The following is an 18181-nucleotide window of genomic DNA, read 5'->3' as shown; positions in this document are numbered from 1 at the left end:
CGGCTACAGGTCGATGTCGATGGTGGTCGGGGCGGCGGCCACGGGGGCCGGCGCGCCGGTCAGCTCGCCGACCGGGCGGCCCGGGTCGGCGAGCACGGCGTCGAGCAGGTCGAGGTACAGGTCGGCGAACGCGCGCACGGTCTGCGGCAGGAACAACCCGGCGTGGTACGCCCAGTGCACGGTGAGCCCGTCGGGCCGCTCGTAGACCTGCATGTCCAGGTCGAACATGGCCTGCCCGGTCGGGGCGACGGCCAGCTCCACCGGCCGGCCGAGGAACTCGACCCGGGCCACCTCGGCGTGCTGCATCGCGAACAGGGTGTCGAACAGCGGGTGCCGGTGCGGGTCGCGCACCGGCAGCACCGCCTCGACCAGGCTGTCGAACGGGAAGTCCTGGTGGGCGAAGGCGTCCACCGCGTCCCGGGCCACCTCGGCCAGCAGCGCCCGGAACGGCACGTCGGGGCGGACCCGGTGGCGCAGGCAGACGGTGTTGACGAACATGCCCATGGTGGCATCCAGCCCGGGTGCGCCCCGCCCGGCCACCGGCGTGCCGACGGTCACGTCGACGCCGTCGGCCCCGCCGGGGCCGCCCGTGGCGGCGGCGAGGAACGTCGCGTACCCGGCGAGCAGGAGGTGGAACAGGGTGACGCCCTCGCGGCGGGCCAGCGCGCGCAGCGCGGCGGTGCGGGCGGCGTCCACGGCGAACTCCACGACACCGGCGGCGGCGGTCGACGGGTCGCCCGCGTCGGGCCCCGTGACGCGGTCGGCGTCGGTGGGCAGGCGCGGCGGCGCGGGCGGGTCGGCGAACCGGGCCAGCCACCAGTCGCGCCCCGGCGGCTCCTGCGCGTGCGTCCACACCGCGTAGTCGGCGTACTGGGCGGGCACGGGCGGCAGGTCGCGGCCGGCGTAGCGGGCGTCGACCTCGCGCAGCAGCAGGGCCAGGGAGAGCCCGTCGGTGACGATGTGGTGCAGCTCCAGGGCCAGCGCCGCCCCGGTCGGGGTGCGCCGCAGCTCGGCGCGCAGCAGCGGCGGGGCGGCCAGGTCGAACGGGGTCACCGCGACCGGCTCGTCGGCGGCGCGGGCCACCTCGGGCAGCTCACACACCACGCCGGGCAGCACCCGCTGCACCGGCCGGCCCGCCTCGGTGCCGAACGCGGTGCGCAGGATGTCGTGCCGGGCCACCACGTGCCGCAGCGCCTGGCCCAGCCGGGCGGCGTCGGTGTCGGCGGGCAGCGGCAGCAGCAGCGGCAGGTGGTAGGCCACCGAGGCGGGGTCGCGGGACTGGGCCAGGAACACCCGCCGCTGCTGCGGCGACAGCGGGTACGCCCGCGCGGCGGCGGCCCGGGGCAGCGGCGTGGCGGCGCGGGCCTGGCGTACCTCGGCGGCGAGGGCGGCCACGGTCGGGTGGCGCAGCACGGCGGCCGGCGACAGGGCCGTGCCGAAGACCCGCTGGGCCTCCACGGCCAGCGCGACGGCGGCCAGGGAGTCCCCGCCGGCGGCGTAGAAGTCGTCGAGCACGCCGAGCTTGGGCACCCCCAGCACCCCCTCCCACACCCGCACGAGCTGCCGTTCGGTGTCGTCGCGCGGCGGCTGGTACGCCCCGTACCGGTCGTCGGGGGCGATCAGGTCGGCCGGGTCGAGCGAGTCGACCTGGACGATGTGCCGGGGCAGCTCCCCGTCGGGCAGTTCCCGGGCGAGCTGCCCGCGCAGCGCCAGCGGGTCGAGGTGGTCGTCGGCGACGACGTACACGCAGCCGTCCTTGACGGCGACCCGGTCGACCTGCGGCCAGAGCCGGGCGAGGGTGTCCACGTCGGGGGTCATCGGGCGGCTCCGATCGCCTCGGCCAGCCCGCGCACGGTCTGGTGCACGTACAGGTGGCGGGGGGTGAGGTCGGCGAGGCCCTGGTCGCGCAGCTCGTTGAGCAGCCGCAGGGCCAGCAGCGAGTTGCCGCCCAGGTCGAAGAAGTTGTCCTCCGGCCCGACCTCCGCGCCGAGGACCCGCTGCCACACCGCCCGGATCCGCTCGTCCAACGCCGCGTCGGCGGCGGGCGCGGGGGCCGGCGCGGGCGGCTCGGCCGGGGCGGGCAGCCGGGCGGTGTCGAGCTTGCCGTTGCCGGTCAGCGGCAGGGCGGGCAGCGCGGTGACCGTCGCCGGGACCATGTAGTCGGGCAGCATCCGGGCCGCGCGGCGGCGCACCTCGGCGAGCGCGCCGGTGGCGGCACGGGCCCCGACGGCGGTGGCGGTCCCGGCGGCCGTTTCGGCGTCGGCGGCCGTTGCGGCGTCGGCGGCGGCGGGGTCGGCGAGCACGACGTAGGCGTGCAGCCGGGTGTCGGCCGACTCCACGCCGGTCTGCACCACCACGGCCACGGCCAGCACCCCCGGGTCGTCCAGCAGCACCTGGCGGATCTCGTCCAGCTCGATGCGGTAGCCGCGCACCTTCACCTGGTCGTCGAGGCGGCCCAGGTGCTCCAGCCGCCCGTCGGGCAGCAGCCGGCCCCGGTCGCCGCTGCGGTACATCCGCCCGCCCGCCCACGGGTCGGGCCGGAACCGCTGCGCGGTCAGCTCGGGGCGGTGCAGGTAGCCGTCGGCCACCCCCGCGCCGCCGACGTGGATCTCCCCCGCCGCGCCGGGCGGCAGCAGCCGGCCGTCCGGGTCGAGCACGTACACCCGCCAGCCGGGCAGGGCACGCCCCACCGACCGGCTGCCGGCCAGCGCCAGCCCCCGGTCGAGGGTCTGCGCGGTGACGTGCACCGTGGTCTCGGTGATGCCGAACATGTTCACCACCCGGCACTCCCGCTCCGGGTGCCGGTCGAACCAGCCGGTGAGCATCCGGGCGTCCAGCGGCTCGCCGCCGAAGACGACCAGCCGCACGGCGAGCCGGTCGGCGGCCCGCCGGTCGACGTCGAGGAGCTGCGCGAACGCCGACGGGGTCTGGTTGAGCACGGTCACCCGCTCGGCGGCCAGCAGGGCGTGGAACTCCTGCGGGGAGCGGGTGACCAGGTGCGGGACGACCACCAGGTGCCCGCCGGTGAGCAGGCAGCCCCAGATCTCCCACACGGAGAAGTCGAAGGCGCTGGAGTGGAACATCGTCCACACGTCGGCCGGGCCGAGCCCGAAGTCCCCGGCGGTGGCGTCCACGAGGGCGAGCACGTTGCGGTGCGGGACGCACACCCCCTTGGGCCGGCCCGTGGAGCCGGAGGTGTAGATGACGTACGCGGTGTCGTCGGGCCCGCCCGCCGCCGGCTCCTCCCCCGCCGCGTCGTCCGGCCCGGCGGTCAGCCCGGCCGGGTCGATCCCGCCACCGCCGACGAGCAGGGCGACGCCGGAGTCCTCGACGGTGTAGCGGATCCGCTCGGCCGGGTACGCCGGGTCGACCGGCACGTACGCGGCCCCCGCCCGCAGCACGCCGAGCAGCACCGCGATCAGGTCGACCGACCGGTCCAGGCAGACGCCCACCCGGTCGCCGGGGGCCACCCCGTGCGCGGCGAGGGCGCGGGCCACCCGGGTGGCGCGGGCGTCCAGTTGCGCGTACGTCAGCCGCTGGCCGGCGCAGGACACGGCCGGCGCGTCAGGTCGCCGCCTGGCGTGCCGGGCGACGCGGTGGGCGATCGTGTCGACCGCCGGGGGCGGCCCGCCGGGGCCCCGGCCGAGGGCGACGATCGCGGCCCGCTCGGCGTCGTCGAACAGGTCGTGACCGGCCAGCGGTCGGTCCGGGTCGGCGAGGACCTGCCCGAGCACCCGGACGACCTGGCGGGCGAACGCCGCGACCAGGTCGCCGGACCACCCGGCGGTGCGGTGGTGGCAGGTCAGCGTGGTGCCGGCCAGCGCCAGGGTCAGCGGCCACAGGGGGGCCAGGCAGGGCCGGTACGCGTCGGCGGGGCTGGTCGCGTCGAGCACGCCGGCCTCGACGTCGAGGAGCCCGGCGGGCGGCGCGCCGCCGGGGGCCGGCCAGGGCGACCCGGTCGCGGCGGCGGTGGCGAGCAGGTCGCGGGCCCCGCCGTCGACCGGCACCCCGACGACGGCCAGCCGCTCGTCGACGACCGCGCCGACCCGGGCCCGGCGCACGCCCCGGTACCGGGCCAGCACCGCGCCGACCGCCGCGACGAGGGCGGCCAGGTCGGTCCCGGCCGGCACGGCGACGGTGTGCGCGGCGGGGCGGTCCGGCCCGGGGTCGCCGCGCAGCCAGCCGGTGTCCCCGGCGTCCACGTCGGCGTCGGCAACGTCGGCGTCGGCAACGTCGTCGGAGGCGGCGGAGCCGGAGGCGGCGTCTGCGGCGGCAGCGTTCGGTGCGGCGTCGGCCTCCGACCCGTCGCTCCCGGCGGCGGCCGGGTGCGCGGCGGTCGTGGTGGCGGGCACGGGTCGACCCGGCGCGACGAGCCGACCCGGGACGACGACCGGGACCGCCGGGGCGGCCGGGTCGGTCAGCTCGGCCAGCAGGGTGCCGAGGCGGTGCCGGCCCACGGCGTGCCGGCGGGCGACCAGCACCAGGTCGGCCCCGTCCTCGTGGCGCAGCAGCACCGCCCGCAGGACCGGGCCGCCGACCGGCAGCGGCCGGGCCAGTTCGGCGTCGCGGCGGCGCGCGGCCAGCCCGGCCGGCACCCGCTCCACCCACAGCCGCCCGCCGGCCAGGCCGTGCCGCCGGGTGAGCACGGCGTACGCCTCGCCGAGGCCGTCGGCGTCGGCGTCGGGGGCGACCCGGGCGCTCGCGGCGTGGCAGAACCGGGCCGCCTCGCTCAGGTGGGGGGTGTGCGGGGCGCTCATCGGGTGGTGAACCCTCCGTCGACGGTGATGACCGAGCCGGTGACCTGCGCGGACTCGTCCGAGGCGAGCCAGAGCGCCGCCTGGGCCACCGCGCCGGGCTCGATCAGCGCGTTCATCGGCTGGGCCTGCACGAACGTCTCCTCGTGCTCGGCGACCGGCACCTCCAGCGACCGGGCGATCTCAGCGAGCATCCGGCCCTCGACGTGCGGGTCGTCGCGCACCGAGCCGGGGCACAGCGCGTTGACCCGCACCCGCAGCGGGGCGTAGTCGAGCGCGGCGGCCCGGGTCAGCCCGACCAGGCCGTGCTTGGCCGCCACGTAGCCGGCGAAGTGCCGGTAGCCGACCAGCCCGGCGGTGGACGCGACGTTGACGATGCTGCCGCCGCGCTGGCGGCACATCACCTCGCCGACCGCGCTGATCATCCGCCACGGCCCGGACAGGTCGACGTCCAGCATGAGCTGCCACTCGGCCTCGGTGATCTCGTGCGTCGGCTTGCCCGACGGCGCGGCGATGCCGGCGTTGTTGACCAGCACGTCGACCCGGCCGAAGCGCGCCACCACCAGCGCGACGGCGGCCCGGACGGCGGCCAGGTCCCGCACGTCGGCCTCGACCGGGTACGCGGCCACCCCGTACCCGGCGCACAGGTCGGCGGTGTGCGCGAGCTGGCTCGCCGAGCCCAGCGGGTACGGCACGCCGGGCAGGTCCCCGGCGAGGTCGACGAGGACCACGTCGGCCCCCTGGGCGGCGAACGTCACCGCGCAGGACCGGCCCAGCCCCCGGGCGGCACCGGTGACGATGGCGGTCTTGCCGGCCAGCCGGTCGCCGGTGACCACCGGTGCGGGGCGGGTCGGCGCGTCGGTCATCGCGCCAGCTCCGCGCCGACCAGGTCGAGCACGGCCGCCGGGGAGTCGGTCAGGTACATGTGGCCGCCGGGCAGCCGCCGCACGGCGAAGGTGGCCGAGGTGACCCGCCCCCAGCCGGCGAGCGCCTCGTCGGCGACGAGGGTGTCGTCCGCGCCGCGCAGGGCGGTGACCGGCACGTCGACGCGCTTCTCCCCCGCCGGCCGGTACGCCTCGTGCAGCTCCACGTCGGCGCGCAGCACCGGCAGCAGCAGCTCCCGCATGTCGGGGTCGGCCAGCGCCGGGTGGGTGTACCCGGCGAACTCCTCCACCCGGGCGACGAACTCGTCGTCGGGCAGCCCGGCGGCGGTGCGCTCGCGCCCGGACCACGGGTCCGGGGAGCCGCTGACGAACAGGTGGGACACGGCCACCCCGGCGGCCCCGGTGAGCCGGCGGGTCATCTCGTAGGCGAGCACCGCGCCCATGCTGTGCCCGAACAGGGCGACCCGGTCGCGGCCGGCGACCAGTTCGAGGACCTCGTCGAGCAGCCCGTCGACCGCCTGCTCCAGGCGGCGGTACGGCTCCTCGACGAACCGCTTCTCCCGCCCCGGCAGCGACACCGGGACGACGTCCAGCTCGGGCGGGGCGACGCGCCGCCACGGTTGGTACACCGACGGGCCCGCGCCGGCGTACGGGAAGCAGAGCAGTGTCGTGCGGGTCAAGACGGCTCCTTGCCGGTCAGGGCGGTCCGGACGGCGCGCAGCAGCCCGGCGTCGGCCCGGGCGAGCAGGTCGTGCCCGCCGGGAACGGTCAACGTGGTGCAGCCGGCGGTGGTCAGGTCGGCCCAGGCCGCCGCGTCCACCGCCGACACGTGCGGGTCGGCGTCGCCGACGACGACGGTGACCGGGGTGGCCACCGGGTCGGCGTCGCGAAGCCGGTAGCTGCGGCCCAGCTCGAAGTCGGCGCGGGCCGCCGGCAGGGCCGCCGCGGCCAGGTCCGGGTGCCCGGCCACCGCCGGGGGCAGGGTGCCCAGCGCGACCAGCTCGGCGAGGAACGCGGCATCGTCCAGGGTGGAGTAGTCCGGCTCGACGGTGGACCGGTGCGGCGGCACCGCCGAGGAGACCACCAGCGCGTCGGCGGGCCGGTGGCCGCGCCGGGCCAACCGCCGGACCAGCTCGAACGCCACGTACGCGCCGAGGCAGTCGCCGTAGACGGCGTACGGGCGGTCGAGGTGGGGCGCGAGCGCCGCCTCCAGGGCCTGCACCAGCGGGGTCATCCGGCGCGGGGCGGCCTCGGCGGCGCGTTCCCGCCGGCCCGGGTACTGCACGGCGTTGACCTCGACCGACCGGGGCAGCCCGGTGCGCCAGCTCTCGAACGCGCCCGCGTTGCCGCCGGCGTAGGGCAGGCAGAACAGCCGCAGCGCGGGGCGGGGCACCGGCGCGCGGACCACCAGCCACGGGTCGCGGTCAGCCATCGCGGGCCACCCGCTCCACCAGCGCCCCGAAGTCGGCCAGGTCGGCGAACTCGGCCAGGGTCAGCCCGGTGCCGTACCGCTGGCGCAGCGTGCGGACCAGACGCAGCGCCCGCAGCGAGTCCCCGCCGGCGGCGGCGAACGTGGTGGCGGCCGAACGCGGCGTCACCCCGAGGACGTCCCGCCACGCCCCGGCGACCCGCGCCGACCAGCGGGAGCGGGCGTCGGTGGGCGGGTCCGCCGGCGGCCCGGCCGGCGGCAGCGCGGCGGTCGGCTCGGTGGCCAGCAGCCGGGTGAAGGTCGCGGCGAGCCGGTCGGCCCAGTCCGCGTCGAAGCGGCGGCCGTCGTACTGCAGGGCGAGGGCGAGCCGACCGGTGTCGGGAGCCACCGCCACGTCGACGGCGAGGCTGAACCCGACGTCGACCGTGGTCACCCGGCTGGCCACGACGCGGGGGCCGGCACGGTCGTCGGCGTGGAAGTGGGTGTAGTTGAAGAAGCTGTCGAAGCGGGGCCCCGCCCCGCCGGCCCGGACGATCTCGGCCAGCGGGAACCGGTGGTGGCCCATCAGGGACCGCTCGGCGTGCCAGGCGTCCCCGGCCAGCTCGGCCAGCGGCCGGCCGCGCAGGGTCGCCGTGACCGGCAGGGTGTTGAGGAACAGCCCGAGGGTGGCGTCGCTGCCCGCGCCCTCGGGCCGACCGCCGACGACCAGGCCGGAGACCACGTCGTCGCGGCCGGCGGTCTCGCCGAGCGCCCGCAGGTGCACCGCCAGCAGGTACGACTTCACCGGCACCCCGGCCGCGCGCGCCGCCTCGGCGACCCGGTCGGTGACGTCGTCGTCCAGCGGCACCGGCCGGGTGACGGTGATCCGGGGGCCGGGCCCGCCGAGCAGCAGCGGGGTCGCCGCGCCGGGGCCGTCGAGCCAGAACCGGCGGGTGGCCGGATCGGCGAGGGCGGCCCGCTCGGCGGCGACGTGGTGGTGCGGCGGCAGGGCCGCCGGGGCGGGCGGGGCGGGCCGGCCCGCGCGCCGCCGCTCGTGGTCGGCCAGCAGGGCGCGCAGGAACAGGTCCAGGCTCCAGCCGTCGAGGACGGCGTGGTGCTCGGCGACGACGAGGGTGAACCCGTCGGCGCCCTCGTCGACGGCGTGCAGCCGGACCAGCGGCGGGCGTTCCCAGTCGAACGGGCGGGCCCGTTCGGCGGCGATCAGCGCGTCGACGTGGGCCGCGCGGGCGGCCGGGTCGGCGGCGGCCAGCGCGTCGACCGGCACGTCGGCGGGCGCGTCGGCGTGCACCAGCTGCAGCGGCTCGGCGTACCCGTCGAGGGCGAAGCCGGTGCGCAGCACCGGGTGCGCGGCCACCAGCGCGGCGAACGCGGCGCGCAGCGCGGCCGGATCCAGCGGCGCGTCGACCCGGTGCGCGGTGACGTTGTGGTACATCGCCGGGTCGCCGGTCAGCTCGCAGTGGTAGACCATGCCCTGTTGCAGGGCGGTCATCGGGTACGCGTCGACCACCGACGCGGGCAGCCGGTCCCGGTCGGCGGCGGCCAGGAGCGTGTCCGCGCCCCGCTCGGGCCGAGCGGCGGCGGGCCCGGTGGACCGGTCGCCGTCGACCGGCCGCGCCCCGTCGACCGGCGACGCGGCGGCCGGCGCCGCCCCGGCCGTCGGCTCGCCGGCGTCCGGGTCGGCGAGGGTGATCTCGCCGTGGTCGACCAGCTCCCGGATCGACTGGTGGGCGAAGATGTCGCGCAGCCGGAACGACAGGCCCCGCCGGGCGGCGGCGACCTGCATCTGGATGCTGCGGATCGAGTCGCCGCCGAGGGCGAAGAAGCTGTCGGTCACGCCGACGGTCTCCAGGCCGAGCACCTCCCGCCACGCCTCGGCGAGGATCTCCTCGGCCCGGTTGGCGGGGGCGACGCCAGGGCCGGCGGCGCGGCGGCCCCGCTCGGGGGCGGGCAGGGCGGCGCGGTCCAGCTTGCCGTTGCCGGTCAGCGGCAGCGCGTCGAGCACCACCACGGCTGCGGGGACCAGGTGCGCCGGCAGCCGCTCGGGCAGCCAGGCGGCGAGGCGGGCGTCCAGCGGCTCGCCGTCGGCCGGGGCGGCGGTCACCGCGGGGCGGGGGTCGTCGGCGTACTCGGGGCGCACCGCGTGCAGGGTGTACCGGTCGGTGCCCTCGAGCAGGTCGTCCTGGCGGGTGAGGACGGTGAAGCCGCGTTCCTCGAAGAACGCGATCAGCTCGTCGAGGCGGCCCTCGGTGGCGGTACCGACGCCGTCGTGCACCTCCATCGCCACCTGCGCGACCAGCGGCCAGTGGACCTCCCGGATTCCGGCGAGGACGTCGGCCTCGGCCCGCTGCACGTCGATCTTGAGCAGGTCGATGCGCTCGGGGGCCACCTCGTCGATGACGTCGGACAGCGGCCGGACGGCCACGCTGAGCCGGTCCGGCGCGAAGCGCTCCGTCAGCAGCTCGTCGACCCGGTCGAGCAGGGCGCCCCGGTCGGCCTCGCCCCGGTCCCGCTCGTTGGCCAGGAAGCGGCGGATGACGGCCTGTTCGGCGGCCGGGTCGGCGTACTCGGCGTGGCCGGACATCATGGCGTAGCCGGGATAGTAGGTGAAGTCCACCTCGCCGGGGGTCGCCGCGAGCCCGTGCGGGTGCACGGTGGCGGGCACCCCGAAGGTGGCCACGTTGCGGCGCAACGCCTCGACCACCGACGGCACCGGCTCGAACGCGTGGATCGTGGCGTCCGGGCACACGGCGTGCACGAACAGCGAGAACATGCCGATGTTCGCGCCGACGTCGAACACCGTCGCCCCGGCCCGCAGCACCACCCCGTCGCGCAGGTAGACCTGCTGGCGGAAGATCTCGTCGTACAGGTAGCGGGTCTCGTGGGGGTTGATGCCCACGACCCGGTCCACGTCGACCGCCGGCGGACCCCCGGCGGGCGTCACGTACGCGACGAGCCGCGCGCCGTGCCCGTCGTCGTCGCGGGCCACCACCGCCGCGTCGGCCACCCCGGGGTGCTCGCGCAGGACGGCGGCGACCTCCCCCGGCTCGATCCGGAAGCCGTTGACCTTGACCTGGTCGTCGAGGCGGCCCAGGTAGGTCAGCCGGCCCCGCGCGTCGAAGCGCACCCGGTCGCCGGTGCGGTACACCCGCTCGACGCGGCCCGACGGCAGCGCCGCCGGCACGAACCGGCGGGCGGTGGCCTCCGGGTCGCCGAGGTAGCCGTCGGCGAGCTGGGGGCCGGTCAGGCACAGCTCCCCGGCCGCCCCGGGCGGCACCGGGCGGAGCTGGCCGTCGAGCACCCACGCCCCCGTCCCCGGCAGCGGCCGGCCGATCGTCGGCGGGTCACCGGCGGTGATCTCGGCGCTGGTGGCGTCCACGGTGGCCTCGGTCGGGCCGTACAGGTTGACCGCGCGCACCCCGGGCAGGGCCGCCACGGCGTCCCACAGGTCCGCCGGCACCGGCTCGCCGCCGAGCAGCAGCACCCCCGGCAGCGCGGCCCGGCCGGCGGCCACCCCGTCGGCGGCGAGCAGGATGCGCAGCTGCGACGGGGTCAGGTCCAGCACGTCGACGCGGTGCGCGGCGAGCAGGGCGGCCAGCTCGACGCCGTCGCGGCGGGCCGCCTCCGGCACCAGGTAGAGGCTGCGGCCGTGCCCGAGCTGGACGAGCTGCTTGACGGAGGCGTCGAAGGTCAGCGGGGCGTTGACCGCCACCCGCGCCCCGGCCGGGGCGTTGGGGTAGACGACGCGCTCCAGGGCGTGCGCCAGGTGCGCGGCGCTGCCGTGCGAGACCAGCACCGGGCGCGGCGTGCCGGTCGACCCCGAGGTGAAGATCACGTACGCCGGGTCGGTCGGCCGCGTCTCGGGCAGCGCGGCGGTGGCGGCGGTGGCGGCCAGCTCGGCGACGCCCGCGTGCGGCACGCCCGCCACGGGCCGGTCGCCGAGGACCAGGCCGGCGTCGACCGCGCGGGCCAGCTCGGCGAGGCGACGCGGGGGCGCGGCCGGGTCCAGCGGAACGAACACCGCGCCGGCGCGCAGCACGCCGAGGAACGCCACCACCGTGTCCCGGGAGCGGGTGGCCAGCACCCCGACCCGCCGGCCGCCGTGCAGGCCGCGCTCGACCAGGCCGGCGGCCACCCCGTCGGCGAGCCGGCGCAGCTCGCCGAAGGTGTACGCCCCGTCGGCGGCGACCACCGCCTCGGCGTCCGGGTCGGCGGCGGCCAGCCCGCCGTGGAGCAGGTCGGCGAGGGTACGCGTCGGCGCGTCGGACGCCGGCCCGGCGGCCTCGACCAGCCAGCGCGTCTCCGCCGCGCCGAGCAGGGCCAGCGGGGCCCCGTCGGTCAGCGCGGCGGGCAGGGTGCCGAGCACGGCGAGCAGCCCCTCGCGCAGCTGCCGCCCGCCGGTGACCCGCAGGGTCGCCGTGCCGGCGTCGAGCACGGCGGTCAGGTGCGGCCCGCCCACCGGCGGTGGGGCGCTCACCCGCACGTCGGTGGCCCCGAGGGCGGCCAGGGTCGCCGGGTCGACGGCCGGCACGGCGGCGAAGCCGGCCACCGCCGCGGAGTCGACGCCCACCGGCTCCAGCAGGTGGAACGTCTCCTCGGCGGGGCGCTCCGCGCCGCGTACCTCGTCGAGGAGCTGTTTCGGCGCGGCCGGCAGCGGCAGGCGCAGCCGCAGCGGCGCGTAGCCGCCCAGCGGTCCGACCACGGCGGCGGTGCCGTCGGCGTGCCGGCCGTCGCTCCAGCGGGCCAGCACCAGCTCGGCGTCGTCGGCCCCGGCGGGCGGCTCGGCCCGGCGGGACAGGGTCAGCGCCCAGGCGGCCAGCAGCAGGCTGGGCACCGTCACCCCGGCCGCGTCGGCGGCGGCGGTCAGCGGGCCCAGCGGCACCTCGGCCACCGACTCCTCGGCCGCGTCGTCGCCGTGCGGGGTGACCAGCCGGGCGGCCGGGACGTCGGGGGTCGCCGGCAGGCCCGCCTGCTGCCGCTCGTCGAACTGCCACTCCGAGACGTCGAGGAACTGCAGGGCGTCCGGGTCGTCGGCGAGGGACCCGCCGGCGTACGCGGTCGCCAGGTCGGCCAGCACCAGCCGCAGGCTCGCCGGGTCGGCGACCAGCGGGGCGGCGGCCAGCTCCAGGGCGTCGTCGGTGAGGGTCACGGACAGCTCGCCGGCCGCGCCGACGGTCACCGAGCGGGCGTCGTCGACGTCCTGCAGCGGCACCCGCAGGCCGGGATGGTGCACCAGGGTCAGCCGCAGTGCCTCGTGCCGGGCGACCACCGCGTCGACGGCGGCCTGGAGGCGGGCGGCGTCCAGCGGGCGGTCGAGCCGGACCCGGGCCCGCACGAGTTCCCGCGCCCCGGTGTAGGCGAGCCGCTGGACCGGGGAGAGTCGGTAGCCGTTCACACCACGCTCCGGTTGACGTAGAGGTCGGACATGGCGACGAGGATCTGCCGGTCGCCGGAGAAGGGCTCCCGCCCGTGGGTGGCGAGGAAGTTGTCCACCACCAGCACGTCGCCGCGCTGCCACGGCACCGACACGGCGTGCTCCCGGTAGAGGTCCCGGATGCCGGCGACCACCTCGTCGTCGATCGGGCTGCCGTCGCCGTGGTACGCGTTGCGCGGCAGCCCCTCGGGGCCGTACTCGCGCAGCAGCGCGGCGGACACCTCGGCCGGCAGGTTGGAGCTGTGGAACAGGTGGGCGTGGTTGAACCAGAACGTCTCGCCGGTGCGCGGGTGGGTGGCCACGGCCTGCCGCCGGGCCCGGGTGCGCAGCCCGTCGCCGCCGAGCCAGGTGAACTCGGTCGCCGACGCCGCGCAGTAGGCCTCCACCTCCGCCCGGTCGGTCGTCTGGAACGCCTCCTGCCACGGCAGGTCCAGGTGCGGGCCGTAGTTGCGCACGTAGCACACCCCGTCGCGGGTGAACCGCTCGCGCACCTGCGCCGGGATCCGGGGGGTCACCACCCGCTCGCTGGCCAGCGGGGTGGCCCCGCCGCTGCCGGTGGCCGGCTGGGCGCACCAGAAGTAGAGGTGGGTCGGCCAGTTGTGCGAGTACGACATCTCGTGGTGCAGCGGGATCCACTGCTCGGCGTTGAACTCGGTGGAGGTGAACACCCGGTCGGCGACCTCGGTGCGCGGCGCGGCCCGCTCCAGGTAACCGAGCAGGTCCGGGGTGACCGCGCGGGCCGCCCGGCTGAAGTCGTCGGCGGTGGCCACCTCGAAGCCGCGGAACAGCACCGCGCCGTGGGCGTCCAGGTCGCGCAGCAGCTCGTCGCGGCGGCCGGCGAGCCAACCGGCGAGGTCGAGGTCGGCCACCGCGGCCTCGACCAGCAGCACGAAGGAGTCGTCGACCAGCACCCTGCGGGTGACCGGCGCGGCGGCCGGCGCGGCCCCGCGCCGACGCGGCCCCGGCCCGCTCACGACCGGCCCCCGGCGGTCGCCGCCCCCGCCGTCGCGCCGTCGCCCGCCCACGCCCCGTCGGGCGGTGCCGCCGCCAGCTCGGGCGCGGTGACCGGGTCGGACATGGCGGTGAGGATGCGCCGGGGCGGGGTGAACGGCTCCCGGGCGTGCGCGGCCAGCATGTTCTCCACCAGCAGCACGTCGCCACGCCGCCACGGGAACGACCGGGTCTCCGCCGCGTACGCGGCCCGCAGCTCGGCGAGCACGTCCGCGCCGATCGGCGTGCCGTCGCCGTACGCGGTCTGGTAGGGCAGGTCCTCCTCGGCCAGCGCCCGGCGCAGTCCCGCGCTGACCTCGTCGGGCAGGGAGGTGACGTGGAAGAACAGGGCGTGGTTGAACCAGGTGCGCTCCCCCGTCACCGGGTGCTCGCGCACGGCGGGCCGGACCTGCCGGGTGCGCAGCTGCTCCTCGCCCACCCACTGCGCCTCGATGCGGGCGCGGGCGCAGTATGCCTCGACCTCGGCGCGGCTGTCGGTCTGGAACGCCGTCTGCCAGGACAGGCTGATCCCGGGCAGGTAGTTGCGCTGGTAGCACACGCCGCCACGGCGTTCGAACCCGGCGACGGTCTCGGGGCGCAGCCGGGCCAGCACCCGCCGGCTGTCGGCCAGCGGCGTCCGCCCGCCCGCGGCGGGCTCGGTCTCGCAAAAGAACACGATCCGCAGCGGCCAGTTCAGCGTGTACGACTGCTCGTTGTGCAGCACGATCGGCTGGTCGGCGGGGTGTTCGGTGGAGGTGTAGACGCCCTCGGTGACCTCGCTGCGCGGCGAGGACCGCTCGCCGTAGCTGAGCACGTCGTCGGAGAGGGCGGCCATCGCGGCCCGGAAGTCGGCGGGACCGGCCACGGCGAAGCCCCGCAGCAGCACGGCGGCGTGCCGGCGGGCCAGCTCGTCGACGGTGTCCCGGTTGCCGGCCAGCCAGGCCGCCAGGTCCAGGTCGGGCACGGTGGCCTCGACCAGGGCGGGCAGCGGACCGCCCGGCCAGTCGGGGCGTACGTCGACCAGGGAGCGGTCCCGTCGGCGGCGTCCGATGGCCGGCGCCACCCGGCTCTGCTCAGTCATCTCTCGTCCCCCAGGAGTCGTCGACACACTCGGCGAGGCTGCGCGCGGGGTCGGCCGCCGCCCGGCGGAGGACCCCGACGAAGTCGTGGTGCCACGCCTGCGCGCGTGGACCGTCGAACAGGTCGGTGCGGTAGGTCCAGAGCGCCTCCAGGCCACCCCGGCGCTCGTCGAGCCAGCAGGTGAGGTCGAGCCGGGCGGCGTCCGGCGCGAGTTCCACCCCCGCGAGGTCCAGCCCCTGGGCCCCCCGCCAGGTGGCCGCCGGGGCGTTCTGCACGCCGAAGGCGACCTGCACCAGCGGGTTGCGGTGCGGGTGGCGGGCCGGACGCAGCCGCTCCACCACCGCGTCGAACGGCACGCCCTGCCGTTCGCCGGCGAACAGCGCGGCGGCGCGGGCCTCGGCGAGCAGGTCGGCGAAGCCGCGCCGCGGCGCGGGGCGCAGCCGCAGCGGCATCGTGTTGACGAAGCAGCCGACGCTCTCCTCGGCCGCGACGCTGGTGCGCCCGGCGAACGCGGTGCCGACGAGCAGGTCGGTGCGCCCCGTACGGGCGCCGAGCAGGGCGGCGAACGCGGCCAGCCCGACCATGTAGAGGCTGGCCCGGTGGGCGCGGGCGAGCCGCCGCACGGCCTCGGCGTCGGCGGCGTCCACGGTCACCCGCAGGCTGGCCCCCTGCGGGCGGTCGGCGGCGCGCGGGGCACGCGTGGGCGAGCCGGCGGGGCCGGGCGGAGGCGACGCGAGGGCCGGGGCGGCCAGGTCGAGCAGGGTGGGCGCGTCACGCAACCCGGCGACCACCTCGTCCAGGGCGCGGCGGCCGGCGGGGCCGGCCAGCCACTCCCGCTGGGCCAGCGCGAACGCCGCCGGCCCCGGCACGGGCCGCGCCGGCCACGGCGGGCGGGGCCGGGTGACCCGCACGGCGGCCTCCCGTTCGCTGTCGTAGCAGCGGCCGAGGTCGCGCACGAGCACGCTGAACGACCAGTCGTCGCAGACGATGTGGTGGGCCACCAGCAGCAGCGCGTGGCGCCGGCGGTCGTCGGCGACGAGGTGCGCGCGCAGCAGCGGCCCGGCGGCCAGGTCCATCGGGGTACGGGCACTCGCGGCGGCCACCCGCGCGACCCGCTCCGCCAGCGGCTCCCCCGGCACGGGCCGCTCCAGGACCAGCTCGACCTGCGGGTCGTCGTGCACCCGCTGGACCGGGCCGGCGTCGGAGCTGGGAAACACGGTGCGCAGCGCGGGGTGCCGGGCGACGACCCGGCGCAGCGCCCGGGCCAGCGCCGCCCGGTCCACGGCGCCGTCCAGCTCGACCACGTAGGACACCAGGTAGGAGGTGTCGGTCGGGTCGAGCTGGTGCAGGAACCACAGCCGGCGCTGCGCCGCCGACAGCGGCGCGGCTCCGTCGGCGACGGCGGGCGGGGCGGCGTCGGCGCGGGAGGGGCCGGTGGCGGGCGGGGTGGCGGCGGGCGGGGCCGGTGGGGCGGCGACCGCGGCGGCCCACAGGTGGGCGGCGAGGGCGGCCAGGGTGGGATGGTCGAAGAGCGCGGCCGGCGGCACGGGCACGCCGGTGGCCGCCGCGAGCCGGGCCGCGCAGCGCAGGGCGAGCAGGGAGTCGCCGCCGAGGTCGAAGAAGTCGGCCTGCGGCCCGGCGACCGGCACGCCGAGCACGTCCCGCCAGACGGCGGCGACCTCCCGGGCGAGCCCGGCGTCGGCGGGGTCGAACGCGTCGGCGGCAGGTGCGGCACCGGCAGCGGGAGTGGCGTCGGCGGCGTGGGTCGCGTCGAGGGCGGCGGTCGGGTGCGGCGCGTCGGCCGCCTCCCACTCGGGGTCCGGCAGGGCCGCCCGGTCCACCTTGCCGCTCGGGGTGGTCGGCATCCGGTCCAGCCACACCACCGTCGCCGGCACCAGCGGGGCGGGCAGCCGCTCGCGCAGCCGGGCCGGCACGTCGTCGCGGCGCGCGCCGACCAGGTAGCCGACCAGGAGCGGGTCGCCGCTGGGCCCGGTACGCACGGCGGCGGCGGCCTCCCGCACGCCGGGCAGGTCGGCCAGGGCCGCCGCGACCTCGCCCAGTTCGATGCGGTAGCCGCGCAGCTTCACCTGGTCGTCGAGGCGGCCCAGGAACTCCAGTTGACCGTCGGGGCGCAGCCGGACCCGGTCCCCGGTGCGGTACATCCGCTCGCCGGGGCGGAACGGGTCGCGCAGGAACCGGGCGGCGGTCTCCTCCGGCCGGTCGAGGTAGCCCCGGGCCAGGCCCGCGCCCGCCAGGTACAGCTCCCCCGGGGTGCCGGGCGGCACCGGCATGCCGTCGGTGGCCAGCACGTACGCCCGGGTGTGCGGCAGCGGCCGGCCGATCGGCGGTACGCCCCCGTCGGCGGTGATCTCCGCCCAGGTCGAGTAGGTGGTGTCCTCGGACGGGCCGTAGAGGTTGAGCAGCCGGCGCACCCCGGGGCGGGCCAGGACGCGGGCGGCGAGGGCCGCGGTCAGCGGTTCGCCGGCCAGGCACACGGTGCGTACGCCGGCCGGCAGGGCGTCGGCGGCGAGCAGCTCGCTCATCGCCGAGGGGACGGTGTTGACCAGCGTGACCGGCAGCGCGGCGGCGTCGGGGCCGGCGAGGGCGAGGACGTTGTCGACCAGCAGCACCCGCCCGCCCCAGCACAGCGGGCCGAAGATCTCGAACACCGACAGGTCGAAGCAGACGCTGGTGGCGGCCAGCACGCCGCCCAGCTCCTGCGCGCAGAAGGCGGACCGGGTCCAGCCCATCAGCACCGAGGCGGAGCGGTGCTCGATGGCCACGCCCTTCGGCCGGCCGGTGGAGCCGGAGGTGTAGATGACGTAGGCGAGGCCGGCGGGATCGGCGTCGGTGTCGGGGCGGTCGGCGGGTGCCGCGGCCACGTCGAGAGTGTCCAGGGGCAACGCGGCGCGGCCGAAGCGGTCGGCCAGGCCGGTGCGGGTGAGCACCAGCCGGGCGCCGGAGTCCTCGGTCATGAACGCCACCCGCGCCGGTGGGTACGCCGGGTCGAGGGGCACGTACGCCGCGCCGGCCTTGAGCACCGCCAGCAGGGCGACCACCAGGTCGACGTCGCGGGGCAGGCAGACGCCGACCCGGTCCTGGCCGGTGACGCCGTGCGCCAGCAGGACCCGGGCGAGCCGGTTGGCCGCCTCGTCGAGTTGCCGGTATGTCAGCGCCCGGTCGCCGGCGCGCACCGCCTCGGCGTCGGGCGTCCGCTCCACCTGGGCTTCGACCAGGCGGTGCAGGCAGACGCCGGTGAGCGGGACGTCGGGGACGCGGGGTGCGCCGGCCCGGCGCACCGGTCCGGCGGGCCGGGCGGAGATGGTCACTTCCGCCCGCGATTCGTCGTGCGCGTGCAGCCAGACACCGAACGGCCCCCAAGATCGTAACGGTACGTGTGCCCTAAATGACCCTTCGGCAGGTCAGCGCCCCGAGCCCCTCACGCTGTGCTACTTACAGCGATCGATCGCTTGCTCTCCGCTGAGAGATTCCACGAGCGCCGATGGGAATGCCAAGGGCCCTCCCAAGATGCGGGACACCAGTGGCGAAACTCGGACCGGCCACTCCCGCCCGTTATGTGACCTGCGCATCGGGCGGCGCGGCACTGAACAGG

9 protein-coding genes are annotated in these 18181 nt (G+C 77.8%); all 9 read right to left on the bottom strand.

Annotation, left to right across the window (positions count from 1 at the left end):
- Positions 1–3: 3 nt before the first annotated feature.
- Genes TK50_RS30465 through TK50_RS30425 form a run of 9 tightly spaced genes read right to left on the bottom strand, consistent with a single transcriptional unit; the run spans position 4 to position 17897 of the window.
- On the bottom strand, positions 4–1818 hold the full coding sequence (locus TK50_RS30465) for a condensation domain-containing protein (RefSeq protein ID WP_043968981.1): 1815 nt from the start codon (positions 1816–1818) through the stop codon (positions 4–6).
- The gene (locus TK50_RS30460) at positions 1815–4757 is read right to left on the bottom strand and encodes an amino acid adenylation domain-containing protein (RefSeq protein WP_082106777.1); all 2943 of its coding nucleotides are present in this window, start codon (positions 4755–4757) and stop codon (positions 1815–1817) included. The genes TK50_RS30465 and TK50_RS30460 overlap by 4 nt, the downstream gene beginning before the upstream one ends.
- A complete protein-coding gene (locus tag TK50_RS30455; RefSeq protein WP_043968980.1) occupies positions 4754–5620 on the bottom strand; it encodes an SDR family oxidoreductase in 867 nt (288 codons plus the stop codon). The genes TK50_RS30460 and TK50_RS30455 overlap by 4 nt, the downstream gene beginning before the upstream one ends.
- Positions 5617–6318: a thioesterase II family protein gene (locus TK50_RS30450; RefSeq protein ID WP_043968979.1), complete on the bottom strand. Its 702-nt coding sequence runs from the start codon at positions 6316–6318 to the stop codon at positions 5617–5619. Before TK50_RS30450 ends, TK50_RS30455 begins: the two co-directional genes overlap by 4 nt.
- A complete protein-coding gene (locus TK50_RS30445; RefSeq protein ID WP_043968978.1) occupies positions 6315–7070 on the bottom strand; it encodes a thioesterase II family protein in 756 nt (251 codons plus the stop codon). Before TK50_RS30445 ends, TK50_RS30450 begins: the two co-directional genes overlap by 4 nt.
- Positions 7063–12459, bottom strand: a complete 5397-nt coding sequence (locus TK50_RS30440; protein WP_043968977.1) for a non-ribosomal peptide synthetase — start codon at positions 12457–12459, stop codon at positions 7063–7065. The genes TK50_RS30445 and TK50_RS30440 overlap by 8 nt, the downstream gene beginning before the upstream one ends.
- Complete coding sequence (locus tag TK50_RS30435; RefSeq protein ID WP_043969599.1) at positions 12456–13472, bottom strand: TauD/TfdA family dioxygenase; 1017 nt, start codon at positions 13470–13472, stop codon at positions 12456–12458. Before TK50_RS30435 ends, TK50_RS30440 begins: the two co-directional genes overlap by 4 nt.
- Positions 13469–14569: a TauD/TfdA family dioxygenase gene (locus TK50_RS30430; RefSeq protein ID WP_082106775.1), complete on the bottom strand. Its 1101-nt coding sequence runs from the start codon at positions 14567–14569 to the stop codon at positions 13469–13471. The genes TK50_RS30435 and TK50_RS30430 overlap by 4 nt, the downstream gene beginning before the upstream one ends.
- Positions 14562–17897, bottom strand: a complete 3336-nt coding sequence (locus TK50_RS30425) for a non-ribosomal peptide synthetase (RefSeq protein ID WP_052504017.1) — start codon at positions 17895–17897, stop codon at positions 14562–14564. Before TK50_RS30425 ends, TK50_RS30430 begins: the two co-directional genes overlap by 8 nt.
- Positions 17898–18181: the final 284 nt, after the last annotated feature.

The organism is Micromonospora haikouensis, from assembly GCF_000876225.1.
GTDB classification, from domain to species: domain Bacteria; phylum Actinomycetota; class Actinomycetes; order Mycobacteriales; family Micromonosporaceae; genus Micromonospora; species Micromonospora haikouensis.
This window is presented reverse-complemented; position numbering and strand designations above follow the sequence as displayed.

What these genes read in the sequence shown, in the direction of transcription:
- TK50_RS30465 (WP_043968981.1), bottom strand. Translation starts at nt 1,818, where the DNA reads ATGACCCCCGACGTGGACACCCTCGCCCGGCTCTGGCCGCAGGTCGAC.
- TK50_RS30460 (WP_082106777.1), bottom strand. Translation starts at nt 4,757, where the DNA reads ATGAGCGCCCCGCACACCCCCCACCTGAGCGAGGCGGCCCGGTTCTGC.
- TK50_RS30430 (WP_082106775.1), bottom strand. Translation starts at nt 14,569, where the DNA reads ATGACTGAGCAGAGCCGGGTGGCGCCGGCCATCGGACGCCGCCGACGG.
- TK50_RS30445 (WP_043968978.1), bottom strand. Translation starts at nt 7,070, where the DNA reads ATGGCTGACCGCGACCCGTGGCTGGTGGTCCGCGCGCCGGTGCCCCGC.
- TK50_RS30455 (WP_043968980.1), bottom strand. Translation starts at nt 5,620, where the DNA reads ATGACCGACGCGCCGACCCGCCCCGCACCGGTGGTCACCGGCGACCGG.